15 protein-coding genes are annotated in these 14,968 nt (G+C 68.6%); all 15 read right to left on the bottom strand.

Going from position 1 to position 14,968, the window contains the following annotated elements:
* Nucleotides 1-149: 149 nt before the first annotated feature.
* The 15 genes from R5H29_RS03840 to R5H29_RS03770 all read right to left on the bottom strand — a co-directional run bounded on the left by R5H29_RS03840 (nucleotide 150) and on the right by R5H29_RS03770 (nucleotide 14,963).
* The gene (locus R5H29_RS03840; protein WP_005420284.1) at nucleotides 150-590 is read right to left on the bottom strand and encodes a hypothetical protein; all 441 of its coding nucleotides are present in this window, start codon (nucleotides 588-590) and stop codon (nucleotides 150-152) included.
* A gap of 61 nt (nucleotides 591-651) precedes the next feature.
* Nucleotides 652-1,890: a beta-ketoacyl-ACP synthase gene (locus R5H29_RS03835; protein ID WP_019661702.1), complete on the bottom strand. Its 1,239-nt coding sequence runs from the start codon at nucleotides 1,888-1,890 to the stop codon at nucleotides 652-654.
* Nucleotides 1,890-2,621: a 3-ketoacyl-ACP reductase FabG2 gene (locus R5H29_RS03830; RefSeq protein ID WP_332328776.1), complete on the bottom strand. Its 732-nt coding sequence runs from the start codon at nucleotides 2,619-2,621 to the stop codon at nucleotides 1,890-1,892. The genes R5H29_RS03835 and R5H29_RS03830 overlap by 1 nt, the downstream gene beginning before the upstream one ends.
* The gene (locus R5H29_RS03825; protein ID WP_332328775.1) at nucleotides 2,618-3,073 is read right to left on the bottom strand and encodes a hypothetical protein; all 456 of its coding nucleotides are present in this window, start codon (nucleotides 3,071-3,073) and stop codon (nucleotides 2,618-2,620) included. Before R5H29_RS03825 ends, R5H29_RS03830 begins: the two co-directional genes overlap by 4 nt.
* Nucleotides 3,070-4,254 carry a beta-ketoacyl-[acyl-carrier-protein] synthase family protein gene (locus tag R5H29_RS03820; protein ID WP_332328774.1) on the bottom strand — a complete coding sequence of 395 codons (1,185 nt, stop codon included), beginning with the start codon at nucleotides 4,252-4,254 and terminating at the stop codon, nucleotides 3,070-3,072. Before R5H29_RS03820 ends, R5H29_RS03825 begins: the two co-directional genes overlap by 4 nt.
* Nucleotides 4,251-4,808: a DUF3261 domain-containing protein gene (locus tag R5H29_RS03815; RefSeq protein ID WP_019661706.1), complete on the bottom strand. Its 558-nt coding sequence runs from the start codon at nucleotides 4,806-4,808 to the stop codon at nucleotides 4,251-4,253. Before R5H29_RS03815 ends, R5H29_RS03820 begins: the two co-directional genes overlap by 4 nt.
* Entirely contained in the window at nucleotides 4,796-6,046 is a 1,251-nt protein-coding gene (locus R5H29_RS03810) for an NAD(P)/FAD-dependent oxidoreductase (RefSeq protein ID WP_332328773.1), read from the bottom strand. Before R5H29_RS03810 ends, R5H29_RS03815 begins: the two co-directional genes overlap by 13 nt.
* Nucleotides 6,047-6,099: 53 nt before the next feature.
* Nucleotides 6,100-8,454 (bottom strand): MMPL family transporter, encoded by a 2,355-nt coding sequence (locus R5H29_RS03805; RefSeq protein WP_332328772.1) that lies wholly within the window; start codon nucleotides 8,452-8,454, stop codon nucleotides 6,100-6,102.
* Complete coding sequence (locus R5H29_RS03800) at nucleotides 8,447-9,076, bottom strand: outer membrane lipoprotein carrier protein LolA (protein ID WP_332328771.1); 630 nt, start codon at nucleotides 9,074-9,076, stop codon at nucleotides 8,447-8,449. The genes R5H29_RS03805 and R5H29_RS03800 overlap by 8 nt, the downstream gene beginning before the upstream one ends.
* Entirely contained in the window at nucleotides 9,073-9,498 is a 426-nt protein-coding gene (locus R5H29_RS03795) for an acyl-CoA thioesterase (protein ID WP_329842327.1), read from the bottom strand. The genes R5H29_RS03800 and R5H29_RS03795 overlap by 4 nt, the downstream gene beginning before the upstream one ends.
* Complete coding sequence (locus R5H29_RS03790; RefSeq protein WP_332328770.1) at nucleotides 9,491-11,041, bottom strand: aromatic amino acid ammonia-lyase; 1,551 nt, start codon at nucleotides 11,039-11,041, stop codon at nucleotides 9,491-9,493. The genes R5H29_RS03795 and R5H29_RS03790 overlap by 8 nt, the downstream gene beginning before the upstream one ends.
* Entirely contained in the window at nucleotides 11,031-11,972 is a 942-nt protein-coding gene (locus R5H29_RS03785; protein WP_134735289.1) for an acyltransferase, read from the bottom strand. The genes R5H29_RS03790 and R5H29_RS03785 overlap by 11 nt, the downstream gene beginning before the upstream one ends.
* Before the next feature lies 1 nt (nucleotide 11,973).
* Nucleotides 11,974-12,744: a glycosyltransferase family 2 protein gene (locus tag R5H29_RS03780; protein ID WP_332328769.1), complete on the bottom strand. Its 771-nt coding sequence runs from the start codon at nucleotides 12,742-12,744 to the stop codon at nucleotides 11,974-11,976.
* Nucleotides 12,734-14,419 carry an AMP-binding protein gene (locus R5H29_RS03775; protein WP_332328768.1) on the bottom strand — a complete coding sequence of 562 codons (1,686 nt, stop codon included), beginning with the start codon at nucleotides 14,417-14,419 and terminating at the stop codon, nucleotides 12,734-12,736. The genes R5H29_RS03780 and R5H29_RS03775 overlap by 11 nt, the downstream gene beginning before the upstream one ends.
* Nucleotides 14,412-14,963: a hypothetical protein gene (locus R5H29_RS03770; RefSeq protein WP_058979164.1), complete on the bottom strand. Its 552-nt coding sequence runs from the start codon at nucleotides 14,961-14,963 to the stop codon at nucleotides 14,412-14,414. The genes R5H29_RS03775 and R5H29_RS03770 overlap by 8 nt, the downstream gene beginning before the upstream one ends.
* Nucleotides 14,964-14,968: the final 5 nt, after the last annotated feature.

Raw genomic sequence — 14,968 nt, 5'->3', positions numbered from 1 at the left:
GATAACCCGGGAAGAGCCATGATTGTGTCGGAAAGCCGACACCGGGGAAAGCCGTCAGCCGACGTTGGCGGCGTGATCGACGGCGTTTCCCCGGCGAGGTTCAGCAATGTGGCGGCGTCGTTCAGCCACGGCTGCCACCACACGGGCGCTTACTTGACCTTGGCGTAGGTGCCCTTCAGCGCGACACCCGCGAGGATGGCACCGGCGTAGCACTCGTAGTTGGTGCTGCTCTTGAACTCGTTCTTCTTGTAATAGCTGACGATGTCGACCACGGCGTTGGCGCCGCGCGACTTGGCACCGTCCTGCAGCGCGCGCAGTGCCGACAACGCAACCCAGCGGCAGGCCTCGGCATCGCTCTTGTTGGCGGCGTTGGTCTTCTTGTTGGTCACGTCTTCGCCCAGGCGCTGCTGCACGCTGACCGGCTGGCCGGCCAGATAGAAGCGCACGCTGCCGTCGATGCCAGCGTCCTTGGCGGCCTGCGAATTGACCAGTTCCTGCAGGGACTGTTCGACACGCGTGTCGCGGGCAGAGGCGGTGGAGGTCAGGGCCAGCAGCGCGGTGGCAGTGGCGATCATGAGAGTGCGGCGCATCGAAACTTCTCCTTGTCAGGGGTGCGGGTGGGTAGCGGAAACAGTGCGGTGGGACGGTGGTTCACTCGCGCCAGCGGCGGAACACCAGCGAGGTGTTGATGCCGCCGAAGGCGAAGTTGTTGCTCATCACGTACTCGGCCTGCAGTTCGCGGCCCTGCCCGGTGATGAAGTCGAGCTGGCCACAGCGCGGATCGACCTCGGCCAGGTTCAGGGTCGGCGCGAACCAGCCGGTGCGCATCATCTCGATGCTCAGCCAGGCCTCGAACGCGCCACAGGCACCCAGCATGTGGCCGACGTAGCTCTTCAGCGAGCTGATCGGCACGCGGCTGCCGAACACCTGTGCGGTGGCCTGGGTCTCGGCGATGTCGCCGTGGTCGGTGGCGGTGCCATGGGCGTTGACGTAGTCGATCTGCGCCGGGTCCAGGCCGGCGTCCTCCAATGCCAAGCGCATGGCCTGGGCCATGGTGTCGGCACTGGGCTGGGTGACGTGCTGGCCATCGCTGTTGGTGCCGTAGCCGACCACCTCGGCCAGGATGGTGGCGCCGCGCGCCTGCGCGTGTTCCAGGTCCTCCAGGATCAGCGTGCAGGCGCCCTCGCCCAGCACCAGGCCATCGCGGCCGGCATCGAATGGGCGTGGCGTGGTCTGCGGCGCGTCGTTGCGCACGCTGGTGGCGAACAGCGTGTCGAACACCGCCGCAGCGGTGGCATCGAGCTGCTCGGCACCGCCGGCCACCATCACCGTCTGCTTGCCGCTGCGGATGGCTTCATAGGCCGCACCCACGCCCTGGCTGCCCGAGGTACAGGCACTGGACGTGGTGTACACGCGCCCGGACAGGCCGAAGAACACGCCGATGTTGACCGGCGCGGTGTGGCTCATCATCTTCAGGTAGGTGGTGGCACTGATGCCATCGGTGGTGAACTCGTTGAGCATGCGCCCGAATTCACCGGTGGCCTCATGGCTGCCCGACGAGGAACCATAGGCCACGCCGGTACGGCCGCTGCGCAGCACCGGATGCTCGTGCAGGCCGGCTTCACGCAGTGCCACCTCAGTGGCGCGCACCGACATGATCGCGACCTTGCCCATCGAGCGGGTGGTCTTGCGGTTGTAGTTGGGCGGCAGCGCGAAATCCTGCGCCGGCGCCGCCAGCTTGGTGTTCAGCCCGGCATACACATCCCACTCGGGCATCGCACGCACCGCATTGCGGCAGCTGCGCAGGTGTGCCTCGATGGTCGGCCAATCGTGGCCGAGCGGACTGATGGCGGCGGCACCGGTGACCACCACGCGACGATTGGCGGCCATCAGAGCATGCCTCCGTTCACCGAGATCACCTGGCGGGTGATGTAGCCGGCCGGCTCGGACAGCAGGAACGCCACCGTCGCCGCCACTTCGTCGGGACGGCCGACGCGGCCGGCGGGAATCAGCTTGAGCGCGTGTTCAACCACTTCATCGTTGAGCATTTCGGTTTCGATCAGGCCCGGAGCCACGCAGTTGACGGTGATCTGGCGGCTGGCCAGTTCCAGCGCCAGCGCCTTGGTGGCACCGATGATGCCGGCCTTGGCAGCACTGTAGTTGACCTGGCCGCGGTTGCCGGCCAACCCGGATACCGACGACAGGGTGACGATGCGGCCCGGCTTGCGCCGCCGTACCATCGGCATGATCAGCGGATGCAGCACGTTGTAGAAGCCATCCAGGTTGGTGTGGATGACCTGGTCCCAATCGTCCTCCGACAGCGCCGGGAAGGCGCCGTCACGGGCGATGCCGGCATTGCAGACCACGCCGTAATACGCGCCATGTGCCTCGACATCGGCTTCCAGCGCGGCCCTCGCGGCCTCGCGGTCGGCCACGTCGAACACCAGCACGCGGGCCTGCTGGCCCAGTGCCTGGAGCTCAGCCTCCACGGCCTGTGCCTCTTCCAGGCGGCTGCGGCAATGCACCACCACGTCGAAGCCATCGCGCGCGATGCGCAGCGCAATGGCCCGGCCGATGCCCCGGCTGGCGCCGGTCACCAGCACGCTTCGATTCCCTGTCATGCCTGTCCACTCTCCAGATAGGCCATCGCGTCGGCCGGTTCGTACACCGACACGTTGGCTGTCGCCCATTCGTCCTCACCTGCCAGGATGCGGCAGGCGAACATCCCCAATCCATTGTCACCCAACAGCTCGCAGCGCGCCTGTACGCGCAGCCGCGAACCGGCGGGGAAGCTGCTGCGCGCGCTGCTGTAGCGGCGGCTGCCGAGCAGGAAGCCCAGCTGCGGCGGCTTGCCGGCTGCACGCGCACGGCAGCCGGCCCAGGCCGCGATGGCCTGCGCCATGTACTCAATGCCGACCCACGCCGGGACCTGGCCATCCTCGACGAACAGGCCTGCCTCGAGTACCACCAGCTCGGCCTCGAGGGTGTCCTGGTCCCAATGCGTGATGCGCTGCAGCAGGCACATGTCCTGGCGGTGCGGCACCACCTCTTCGATTGCATACAGCGTGTTCATCGACGCTCCAGTGCCAGCACGGCGTTGCTGCCGCCGAAAGCGAACGAATTGCTCAGCACCCGTCGCGGCGGCTGCGCCAGGCGGGTGGCCGGTGCGACCAGCGGCAACACCGGCAGCGCTGGGTCGGCCACGCCGTCCCACCAGTGCGGCGGCAGCTGCTGCTGCGGGTTCTCGGCCAGCACGATCCAGCACAGCGCCGCCTCGATGGCGCCCGAGGCACCCAGCGTGTGGCCGGTCAACGGCTTGGTCGAACTGGCCGGCACGTGGCTGCCCAGTACCTGCGACACGGCCAGGCTTTCCATCGCATCGTTGTGGCCGGTAGCTGTCCCATGCAGGTTCACATAGTCCACTTCGCCGGCGGCCCAGCCAGCACGCTGCAGCGCCTGCTGCAGGGCGTCGATGGCGCCCAGGCCCTGCGGGTCAGGCGCGGACATGTGGTGGGCATCGGCCGACTCGCCCCACCCCGCCAGGCATACCGGGCCGGGTTCGCGGGTGAGCAGGAACAGCGCGGCACCCTCGCCGATGTTGATACCAGTACGATGCTGCGAGAACGGATTGCAGCGTTGGGCCGAGACCGATTCCAGCGCGCTGAAGCCAGCCACGGTGAAGCGGCACAGGGAGTCCGCGCCGCCTGCGATCACGGCGTCGACGATGCCGGCGCGCAGCATGCGCGCGGCCGACATCAATGCCTTGGCGCTGGACGAACACGCCGTGGACAGGGTCCACGCCGGTCCCAGCGCGCCACTGCGCTGGCGCACGAACTGCGCGGCGGTACCCATTTCCTGCTGGGCGTAATCGAACCCTGGCGGCCACTGGCCCTGCTCGGCATGGGTGCGCAAGGCCTGCTCGGATTCACCGATGCCCGAGGTGCTGGTGCCCAACACCACCGCTACGCGCTCGGCGCCATGGCGGGCAATGGCTGCGCTCACCGCCGGAGCGATCTGCGCCAGTGCCACGTCCAGCAGGGCGTTGTTGCGCCCACGCAGGGCCACCGGCAGGTCTTCCAGCGTCGGCAGCGGCGTGCGTACTTCTCCCAGCGCCAGGGTGCGCCCCGGCATCAGGCTGTCGTTGGTGCTGAGCCCGCCCGGTACATCGGCGAACAGCGCCGACGCCACTGTGGCACGGTCCTCGCCAAGCGCGCAGACCATGCCCAGGTCGTTCAGGTAGATCGGTGCACTCATCGGTCCTGCCCGGCCATGTCGATTGATTCGATGCGCAGCGCATAGCCTTCGGCGCGGTTGTCCAGCTGCATGCTGCCATCGTCCAGACGCTGCAGCAGCAGCCACACCGTGCCGTCGCGCGACAAGCTGCGCTGGTGGCCGTCGTCGATGACCTCCCAGCCGGCCGGCAGCGCTGCGGCGATGGCCGCGGTCGGCCACAGCGCGAACTGCAGGTCATCCAGCACACGCTCGGCACGCACCTGCGGCGGCAACCACGGCGCACGCTGCTGGGTCAGCTGCTGGCCGTCCCACTGCAGGCGCACGCCGGTCTGGCCCATCGCCTGCACCGCCAGCTGCACCCGCTGTGCATCGGCTTCCAGCAGCGCATCGAGGTCGCGCTCATGGCTGCCGAAACGGAAGTGCAGCTGCTGCTGCAGCGCCAGCGGCGCCGGCAGGCTGGCCGGCGACAGGCGCAGCGGCGGCAGTTCCACCTGTGGCTTGGGCATGCGCCCGGCACAGGCGGCCAGCAGCAGGCACAGCAGCAGGGCCGCAGTACGGAAGATCAGGCGCTGCACAGTTCCTCCAGCACGCGCATGCGACGGCCGCTGTCGTCGGCCACATACGGGTTGTTGGTGTCCCAGGCGTAGCCGGCCAGGATGGAGCTGATCATGTCGCGCACTTCGGGCTGCTGTTGCGGGTGGTAGATGATCTTCTGGAAGCCGCCTTCGTACCAGCTTTCGACGAAGCGGCGGAAGGTCTTCACGCCGGCGCGCAGCGGGATCGAGAATTCAGCTTCCCAGTCGACGGTTTCACCGGCATAGCGGCGCGCCAGGCATTCGCTGGCCAGCTGCGCGGACTTGAAGGCAATGGTCACACCGGACGAGAACACCGGGTCGAGGAACTCGCCGGCGTTGCCCAGCAGGGCATAGCCGGGCCCCCACAGCGAGCTGACGTTGGCCGAGTAGCCGGTGATGCGGCGCACCGGCAGCACCGCCCATTCGGCGTTGGCCAGCAGCCCGGTCAGGTTGGGGTCCTCGCCGACGATGGCCTGCAGCTTCTGCAGGTCGTCGCCCTCGTAGCGCTCGAAGAACGACGGCTCGGCGACCACGCCCAGCGAACAGCAGCCGTTGGAGAACGGGATCGTCCAGTACCAGACGTCGATGTGCTCGGGATGGGTGGTGATCAGGATCTTGTTGCGGTCGAAGTCCGCTTCGGCCGGAATGTTGTCGCGCACGTGGCAGAAGATCGCGCCGCGCACCGGGAAGTTGGACGGCGACTCCAGCTGCAGCAGCCGCGGCAGCAGGCGCGCGAAGCCGGAGGCATCGAGGATGAAATCGGCCTCGATGCGGTATTCACTGCCGTCCGGGCGGCGCACCGTCACCGCCGGTTGCTCGCCCGGCTCGACAGCAAGCACTTCGTCGCCGAAGCGCAGCGTGGTGCCCATGCGCTCGGCACCGCGTGCCAGCACGTTGTCGAAGTCGGCGCGCTGCACCTGGTAGGTGGTGCCCCAACCCGGCGAGAACTTCTTCCTGAAGTCGAATGCAGTGCGCGCTTCGCCGTGCACGAAGGCGGCACCGTTCTTGTACTGGAAGCCCGCCTCGACCACATCCTGCAGCAGGCCGGCCGCCTCGATGTACTCCATGCTCTGCGGCAGCAGGCTTTCGCCGATGGAGAAGCGTGGGAACTGCTGGCGTTCCAGCATCAGCACCTGGCGGCCCTGCTGGCGCAGCATCGCCGCAGCCACCGAACCGGCCGGGCCCGCGCCGATGATCAGGATTTCAGTACGTTCGACAGCATCCACAGCAGTGTTCATCGGTGCGTCCTTGTTGCTCGATCAAGTGGAAAGAAGGAAGTCGGAAAACAGGCTCAGGCCGGCGGCAGATCGTGCGGCGGCGGACGGAACAGCGGCGAGATCAGCCAGACCAGGCCGATGCCGAACAGCAGGGTCAGGCCGAACGCGCGCAACGCCGGGGTCTGCGACAGGCCCAGCAGGCCGAACGACAGCCAGGTGCTGGCCGCGCCCACGCACACCGCCAGCCAAGCGCTGGCATCGCCGCGGTGCTCGATCAGGAAAATGCCGTAGTCGATGCCCATGCCCAGCAGCAGCATCAGTGCCAGCACGTTGAACAGCTGCAGCGGCTGGCCGAACAGGCCCAGCAGGCCCAGGGTCAATGCGCCGGCAATCAGGGTCGGGGCAAACACGCGCCAGGCCTGGCGGCGGTAGCGCAACCACAGCGCACCGAACACCAGTGCAATGCCGACCAGCAGCAGCCCGCCCATCAGCTTGCGGTAGTGGCCCAGCAGCTGCGAGAAGTCGGCGGTGCGGTCCACCCAGCGCACGCCGGGCAGGCCTTCGGCCGCCCCGCGCAGGGTCGCCAGCGCATCGGCGCGCGACAGGTCATCGACCATCACCACGCTGATCATCTGCCCACCGACCTCACCCACCCACAGGTGACGGAACGGCTGCGAGGCCGGCGAGGCCAGGAACGCCTCCGCGGTCAGCGGCGTGGTGGCGAAGTCGGGGCGCGGCAAGGGTTCTCCGACCGCATCGGACACGGCCTGCAGCACGCCGGGTTCCACCCTGGCGGTCAGCGCGGCATCGGCCTGCTGGCGTGCCGGTGATGGCAGCCAGTCACTGATCGCGCGGTAGCCGCCTATACGCTTGTCATTGGCCAGCACACGCAGGCGTTCAGTCAACGCCTCTTCGCGCTGCAGCAGCTGCGCGGCATCCGCACCCTGCACCAGATAGAACTGCGCCGGGCTGGGCATGCCCAGCAGCTGGCTCAGGCGGATCTGCTGCGCCATCAACGCTGGCGGTGATGACTGCAGGCTGCGCAGGTCGTCGTTGCTGTGCAGGCGTGCGATGCCGATTGCAGACAGTGCCAGCGTGATCACCACGAACATCGTCACCGCGCGACGGCCATGCAGGCGCGGGAAACGTTCCAGCGTATTGCCCAGCCACTGCGAGAACCGGGTCTGGCGGATCTCGCCGCCATCGAGCCACGGGAACCAGAAGATCACCGTGAGGAAAGCAGCCGCCAGGCCGACCACCGAGAACAGCGCCATCTGGCGCAGGCCCGGGAACGGGGCCAGGCCCAGTGCCAGGTAGGCCAGCGCGCTGGTCAGCAGGGCCAGCCACAGGCCGGGCAGCAGGTGCCGCAGCAGCTTCCAGCGACGATCGGCCGGCTCGGCCTGGCGCGAGGCGAACCAGTGGATGCCGTAATCCTCGGCCACACCCACCAGCGATGCACCGAACACCAGGGTCAGCACGTGCACCTTGCCAAACACCAGCACGGTCACCGCCAGTGCCACGCCGCAGCCGATCAGCAATGACGCGGCGACCAGCAGGATCGGGCGCAGCGAACGGAACGCCAGCCACACCAGCAGCAGCACCGCGGCCAGCGAGCCCCAGCCGATCGTGTTGATCTCACGGTTGGCCTGCACTGCGGCTGCCTCGGCATGCAGCGGCACGCCGGCGTGCAGGATCTCCAGCTCCGGTGCTACGGCCTTGGCCGCCTTTCCGGCGCGTTCCAGCAGGCCATCGAGATGGCGTTCGCCGTCAAGCTGGAATGCCGAACCAGGTGTATCGAACTGCAGCACGGCCCAATGCCTGCCCTCGGCTTCGAGCAGGCCGTCATCGCCCAGCCGCAACCCCGAGCCCTGCGCCTGCTGCTGCCACCATTGCGGCCACAGCGACAGCGGGTCCTGGCGCCAATCGGTCAGGCGTGGGGCGCCCATCGGACCGTACAGCGCAGCCAACGCCTGCTCCGCCAGCGCGCCCGGCTCGCTGCCCTTCAACTGCTCGCGCTGGGCCGGCGTCAGCAGCCGGTCACGGTACGGCGCATAGAACGCGCGCGCCTCATCGAACCAGCCCTCGATGGAACCACTGGGCACCAGCAACGCGTGATCGGCGTCCTTGGCCATGGCCGCAGCGAACGCGGACTGCGCGCGCTTGGCGGCGGCACCGTCCTGGCTGCCGAGCAGTACCACCACCTGCCGCGAACTGCCATCGGCGATGCGCCGGGTGACATCGCTCAACAGGCGGTCATGCGCATCCTGCGGCAGCAGCGCGAGGATGTCGGTGTCGATCCGCGACTGCTGGCTCCACAGCTGCCACTGCTGTGCGCCCAGCGCCAGCAGCAACACCAGCCAGGCGATGCCCAGCCAGTGCCACCAGCGCCGCAGGCGGTCCGGTGCGTTCGATGCCACGGCCTCACTCAAAACGGCGGGCCTCGTCGGCGCTGAGCGTAGCCGGGGCCTCGCTCAACGCGCTGAACTGGATCTGCGTGCGGTCCTTGTTGGCCTCGACGATCTCGACCTGGCGCACGTAGCGGTCGCCCTGCAGGGTCAGCGACTGGAAGGCCTTGGCCAGCATCGCCGACTTCGGCGTCAGCCGCAGCCGCCAGCCCTGCCCTTCACGGCTGGCCGCCACGTTGAACTGGCCGGACAGCGCCTGCACGTCGCCACTCATCAGCGCGAACATGATCGCGTTCACCGAACGCATCGCCGGCTGCTGCCGTGCATCGAGCTCGACACGGGTGCTGCCATCGCGCTGGCGGCTGAGGATGCGGTCGGCGGTGACCACCACTTCGGAGGGGAACGGCTTGAGCGTGGTCCAGATCACGCCATGCTGGCGCGCGACCACGAACTGGCCCTGCGAGCGCAGCGGGTTCCTGAAGCCGCTGACCTGCTTTTCCTGGCTGAACTGGCCACGCAGCACCTCCGGCCGCGCCACCGCCTGGGTGATCGCATCAATGGCGGGGTCGGCCGCCTGCACCTGCGGTGCGGCAACGAAGATCAGCGCGCACAGCAGCGCGCTGGAAAGACGGACAAGGGTGTTCACGGTGCAGGCACTCCCAGGCGTTCCCACAGTACCGGCGGGCACTGGTACAGCATTTCCTTGCTGGCCGCGTCCACCGCGACCTGGATGGTCATCGCGCGGGTCAGCACCTGGGCGCTTTCCGCATCGAGGATTTCATACTCGATCTTCAGCCGGTTCTCCCATTCCACGATGCGCGCGACCACGCGCAGGGCCTGGTTGAACAGCAGCGGCCGCACGTACTTCACCCGCGCATCGACCACCGGCCACAGGTAGCCCGATTCCAGCATCTGCGGATAGTCGTAGTCGTAGCGCCCGAGCAGCGCGCAGCGCGCGATCTCGAAGTACTTGAAGTAGTTGCCATGCCAGACCACGTTCATCGGATCGCAGTCATGGAAGGCAGGGGTCAACGCGATTTCGCCAACCCGTTCGATGGCCTCATTCACCGGCGTACAGCTCCCAACGTTGCGCGCGGATCTCCACCAGCAGTTCCCGCAGTTCGCGATCCAGCGCGCGGTCTTCTTCGACCAGGGCGATGCGCTGCCCCAGGTCGGCGTACATGTCGGCCAGACTGCCATGCAGCTGCGCATTCAGGCCAACCCGTTCGCGCAGCGCCAGGCCCTGGCGGGCAGCGATCAGCATCGCGGCCACCACCTGCTCGGTCAGCTCGATCACGCGCAGGCAGTCGCGCGCGGCAATGGTGCCCATGCTGACCTTGTCCTGGTTGTGGCACTCGGTGGAGCGCGAGAACACGCTGGCCGGCATGGTCTGCTTCAGCGCTTCGGCGGTCCAGGCCGAAACGCTGATCTGCAGCGCCTTCAGGCCATGGTTGATGGCCGCGCGCGGGCCGGTGGCCGCCGACAGGTTGGCCGGAAGGCCATGGTTGTAGCGGGCATCGACCACCAGCGCCAGCTGCCGGTCGAGCAGATCGGCAACGTTGGCCACGGTGTTCTTCAGGGTGTCCATCGCCAGCGCGATGTGGCCGCCGTAGAAGTGGCCGCCGTGCAGGATCCGCTCGCCATCGGCATCGATCAGCGGGTTGTCGTTGGCGCTGTTCAGCTCGGTTTCGATCAGCTGGCGCAGGAACGGCAGGCTGTCTTCCAGCACGCCGATCACGTGCGGCGCGCAGCGCAATGAGTAACGGTCCTGCAGGCGCTGTTCATTGCGCGGCGGGCGTTCGCTGTGCAGGTCGCTGCGCAGGCGCGCGGCGATGCGGCCCTGGCCCGGGTGCAGCTTGGCCGCGAACAGGGTTTCGTCGAAGTGGTGCGCGTTGCCGTCGCTGGCCAGCACGTTGAACGCGGTCAGGCGCGTGGCCATGCGGGCCAGGTAATCGGCGCGCTGCCAGGCCAGGCAGGCCAGGCCGGTCATCACCGCGGTGCCGTTCATGATCGCCAGGCCTTCCTTCGGCCGCAGTTTCAGCGGGGTCATGCCGATCTTCGCCAGCACCTCGGCCGCCGGCTGCACGCGGCGCTCGTGCAGCACCTCGCGTTCGCCGCACAGCACTGCCGCCACGTACGACAGCGGGGTCAGGTCGCCACTGGCACCGACCGAGCCTTCGGCCGGAATCATCGGCAGCACGTCGTGCTGCAGCAGCGTGGCCAGGCCTTCCAGCAGCGGCAGGCTGACACCGGACATGCCGCGCACCAGCGACGCCAGGCGCGCGGCCAGCACCGCACGGGTCTCGACCGGGTCCAGGTAACGGCCCAGGCCGCAGCCATGGTAGGTGTACAGGTGGTGCGGCAGTTCAGCCACCAGTGCCGGCGGGATGTTCACCGTGCACGAGTCGCCATAGCCGGTGGTTACACCGTAGATCACGCCGTCCTCGCGCAGCAGGCGGTCGAGGAAGTCGGCGCCGCGCTGGATGTGCGCGCGGAATGCCGGCGCGTCGCTCAGTGCGGCCTCACACTGGCGCTGGGCCAGGGCAACCACGTCTTCGATGGTCAACGGTGCATCGCCAAAGCGGCACACGGGTACGGCGTCAGTCGTCATGCGGAGCCTGATCCCAGAAGGGGAAGAAATTGAACCAGTCCAACGGGGACTGGATGACCTGCAGTTCCAGCCAGCGCGCGAAGCGCTGTGCCTGTTCGGCCAGCGCGGCGTCGCGCGAGCCACGCGGCAGCACGATGCGTTCGGCGAACTGTTCGAATGCCACCCGATAGCCGTCGCCCTGGTGCAGGCAGGCCATGGTGTAGACCGGGCAGCCCAGCGCGGCGGCGAGCACATAGGCGCCGATCGGGAACGGCGCGCGGTGGCCCAGGAAATCGGCGGTGACGCTGCGGCCACCCTGTACCGGCGTGCGGTCGCCGACGATGGCAACGAAGCCCCCCGCCGCAACGCGCTCGGCCAGCATCACCGCCGTGGCCGGCCCCATTTCGGTCACCTGCACCAGTTCCACCGCCGCCAGCGGGTCCAGCCGCTGCAGCAGACGGTTGAAGCGCTGCGCGTGTGCGGTATGCACCAGCACGGTGATGCGGAATCCCGGCACCTGCTCGGCCAGCACCTGGCACAGCTCCAGGCAGCCGATGTGCGCGGTGAGGATCAGCCCGCCCTCGCGGCGCGCGATCTTCTGCAGCACCAGGTCGCGGTGCAGGTGGATGCGTTCGGCCGGGTAGCGCCCGCCCAGGCCGAGGATCTTGTCCAGCATCGTGTCGGCGAAGGTAAAGAAGTGGCGCAGGCTGTCACGCCGTTTCGGCGCGTGGCCGAGCACGCCGCTGTGCGCCTGCAGCCGCTGCAGGTACTGCATCGAGGCCTGTCGCCCCACACGGTTGCCCAGCCAATGGCAGGCCACCACCGGCCACACGCACAGGCGGAACGGCCAGCGCCCGAACCAGCGGTGCACCCAGCACAGGAACAGCACGCCGGCCACCGAGGTGGATTCGCCGATGTCGGCCCAGTGTGGGGCGCCCTGCGCGGCCGTCATCTCAGCGCTGCCCCCGCAGGCGGCGCCACAGCAGGCGCGGCGCGCGCCAGAGCATGCCGAAGAACAGGCGGGTATGCATGCGGCTGATGCGCACGTTGTCGCGCCACACATCGAAGTGCGACACGCCATCGGCAGGATAGGTCACGCGCGTGGCCAGGTGCTCGACCGGCAGCCGGCGCCAGTACAGGCGCACCATTATTTCGGTATCGAAATCCATGCGCCGGCCGATGGTCTCTTCACCGATCAGGCGCAGCACCGGCGGCAGCGGATACACGCGGAAGCCGCACATGGTGTCGCGCAGGTGCAGCGACAGCGTGTTGATCCAGACCCAGATGTGGGTGGCGTAGCGACCGTACAGGCGCGCCTTGGGAACACTGGCGTCGTAGGCCGGAATGCCACAGATCACTGCACCCGGGTGCAGGCGCGCGGCTTCGATGAAGCGTGGCAGGTCAGCCGTATCATGCTGGCCGTCGGCATCGATCTGCAGCACGTGGCTGTAGCCTCGCGCGCCGGCCTCGGCGAAACCGGCCAGCATTGCCCCGCCCTTGCCCTGGTTCACGTCCAGGCGCAGCAGGTCGACACCCTGGCGTTGTGCCAGCGCGCGCAGCACCGCCGCGCACCCATCGTGCGAACCATCGTCGACCAGCAGGCAGGGCAGTCCCGCGGCCTGCACGCCGTCGAGCACCGCCGCGATGGCGTGCTCGTGGTCGTAGACGGGAATCACCACCAGTGGCGCGAATGCGGCACCGGCAACGGCCGGATCAGTCCGCATCGGCGAAGACCACTTTGCCGCTGGCATGCACACCATGGCTGGAGGTGTAACGGAAGGCCAGCGCGCTGCGTGCGGCATCCCAGTCCAGCTGCAGGGTCAGCTCATCGCCGGGGCGGGCCACATGCTGGAACTTCACCGCATCCATGCGCAGAAACGCTGCCGGCATTGCGAACACCTGGCGGCCGAAACGCACCGCCCAATCCAGCTGCGCCACGCCGGGCAGGATCGCTGCCTGGGGGAAGTGGCCCTGGAACGGCCGCAGCGTCGGGTCCAGGGTCATGCGCAGGGTGGCGCTGGCGGCGTCGCGGCGGTCCCAGACCGGCACCGGCATCAGTGGCTGGAACAGCGCTGCCAGCGCCGCCTGGGTTACCTTGCCCTGCGCATTGATCGGCAGCGCCTGCACCAGGCGCCAACGGCGCGGCCGGGTCACTGCGTCATGCGCGTGCGCCAGGCGCGCGCCAAGGCGCTGGCCCAGGGCGCGGCGCGCGGTGTCACCACCCGCCAGCAGCGCCCGGTCAGCCGGTACCACCACGGCCGCCAGCTGCTCGCGCTGGCCGGGCAGGACCAGCACGCGCGCGTCGTCCACTTCGGCGTCTTCGCGCAGCGCGCGCTCCAGTGCATCCAGCGAGACGCGGCGTTCTTCGATCTTGACGATGCGATCGGCCCGGCCCAGCAGGCGGAACCGGCCATCGGCCAACGCTTCCACGCGGTCCTGGGTACGCCACCAGTCGAGGGTTTCCAGATGCGCCGAGGCGACGGCCAGGCAGCCATCCTCGATGCGCCAATGCACGCCCGGCAACGGTTGCCACGGTGGCAGCTCGGTGTCCCAGCGGCGCCAGGCGATGCCACCGGTTTCGCTGCTGCCGTAAACCTCGGTCGGCGCCACACCCAGCCACTGCCGCACCTGGCGTGCGGCTTCTTCCGGCAGCGGGCCGCCGGAGGAGAACACCGCGCGCAGGCGGCCATGCAGGCTGGCCCAGTCCAGCTGCTCGGGCAGGCGCTTGAGGTGGGCTGGCGTCGCCACCAGCACCGTGTCGGTACCGGCCAGCGCACCCACCAGGTCTTCATGGAAGAACCGGCGTGGATGGATCAGGCGGCCGGCGGCCAACGGCCACAGCACGCGGAACAGCAGGCCGTAGATGTGCTGGTGGGATACCGTGCCATGGACCTGCACGCCCTCCATCTGCGCGCCGAACGCGGCCTGCAGCGCCTCCACCTCGCGCGCCAGCTGGTCCAACCGCTTGCCGATCGCACTCGGCTGGCCGGTGCTGCCGGAGGTGAACACGCACAGCTCGCAGGCGCGCTCGTCCAGCGCCTGCAGCCCGTCGTCCAGCGTGGCGTCCAGCGCCGCCAGCGGGCGATAGTCGGCCGACACGTCGCCTGCGAAACCGCTCACCTGCGGTTGCAGCGCCTGCAACGTGGCCGGCAGGTTGTCGGCGGCCAGGAACACCCGCTTGCCGGCATGCCAGGCACCGAACAGCGCCGCCGCAAAGGCCACGGCGTCATCGAAGTACAGGGCCCAGTCGCGGCCTTCGGCCGCCGCAAAGGCGGCGCGCCAGCCCAGCACGCGCTGGCGGAAGCGGGCGTGGTCGATCACCTCGCCATCGCAGACGCCAACATTGCGCTGCGGCCGCGCCTCCAGCAGCAGCCGGTCCAGGGCAATCCACTCAGCCATGCGCGTGCGCCGCCTTCACCCGCCGCCGCACCAGCCACTCACCTGCGAACAACACGCCCATCATGACGTACGCCAACAATCCGTTGTAGAGCATCCAGGCCCGGTCCGACGCGTACAGCGCGGTCAGCAGGGCCAGGCTGCCGTTGAGAACGAAAAACCCGCACCACACCTGGGTGACGCGTCGGGTATAGGCCACCGCGAACGGGGGCAGGTCCGGCTCCTGCATCCGCGCCAGGCGCTCCACCAGCGGTGGCCCGAAGCGCAGGCTGGTGCCGAACACTGCCAGCATCACCGCATTGACCAGCGCCGGGTACAGCTTCAGTGGCAGGGCCTGGTTGAGCACGGTAGCCAGTACCGCCAGCAGGCCGGTGCCCGCCGCTGCGGCCCACCACAGCGGCTGGCGCGAACTCAGCGCGCGCAGCAGGGCCAGGGTGAACAGCAGCAGCGACAGCCAGCGTGGCTCGAAGCGACCCATCGCCAGGTACACCAGTACCGGGTAGGCCAGCGAGATCGCAGCCACCACGACGGTACGTGCGCGTGCCATGGTGG

The sequence above is a fragment of the Stenotrophomonas sp. A3_2 genome, from assembly GCF_036624925.1.
In the GTDB taxonomy this organism is placed as follows: Bacteria; Pseudomonadota; Gammaproteobacteria; order Xanthomonadales; family Xanthomonadaceae; genus Stenotrophomonas; species Stenotrophomonas hibiscicola.
The sequence above is the reverse complement of the archived record's forward strand: the minus strand, read 5'-3'. Positions and strand labels throughout refer to the sequence as shown.

Excerpts from the sequence above, each read along its gene's own strand:
- R5H29_RS03835 (WP_019661702.1), bottom strand. The coding sequence starts at position 1,890 with ATGGCCGCCAATCGTCGCGTGGTGGTCACCGGTGCCGCCGCCATCAGT.
- R5H29_RS03825 (WP_332328775.1), bottom strand. The coding sequence starts at position 3,073 with ATGAACACGCTGTATGCAATCGAAGAGGTGGTGCCGCACCGCCAGGAC.
- R5H29_RS03770 (WP_058979164.1), bottom strand. The coding sequence starts at position 14,963 with ATGGCACGCGCACGTACCGTCGTGGTGGCTGCGATCTCGCTGGCCTAC.
- R5H29_RS03820 (WP_332328774.1), bottom strand. The coding sequence starts at position 4,254 with ATGAGTGCACCGATCTACCTGAACGACCTGGGCATGGTCTGCGCGCTT.
- R5H29_RS03790 (WP_332328770.1), bottom strand. The coding sequence starts at position 11,041 with ATGACGACTGACGCCGTACCCGTGTGCCGCTTTGGCGATGCACCGTTG.
- R5H29_RS03810 (WP_332328773.1), bottom strand. The coding sequence starts at position 6,046 with ATGAACACTGCTGTGGATGCTGTCGAACGTACTGAAATCCTGATCATC.
- R5H29_RS03775 (WP_332328768.1), bottom strand. The coding sequence starts at position 14,419 with ATGGCTGAGTGGATTGCCCTGGACCGGCTGCTGCTGGAGGCGCGGCCG.
- R5H29_RS03780 (WP_332328769.1), bottom strand. The coding sequence starts at position 12,744 with ATGCGGACTGATCCGGCCGTTGCCGGTGCCGCATTCGCGCCACTGGTG.
- R5H29_RS03785 (WP_134735289.1), bottom strand. The coding sequence starts at position 11,972 with ATGACGGCCGCGCAGGGCGCCCCACACTGGGCCGACATCGGCGAATCC.
- R5H29_RS03830 (WP_332328776.1), bottom strand. The coding sequence starts at position 2,621 with ATGACAGGGAATCGAAGCGTGCTGGTGACCGGCGCCAGCCGGGGCATC.
- R5H29_RS03840 (WP_005420284.1), bottom strand. The coding sequence starts at position 590 with ATGCGCCGCACTCTCATGATCGCCACTGCCACCGCGCTGCTGGCCCTG.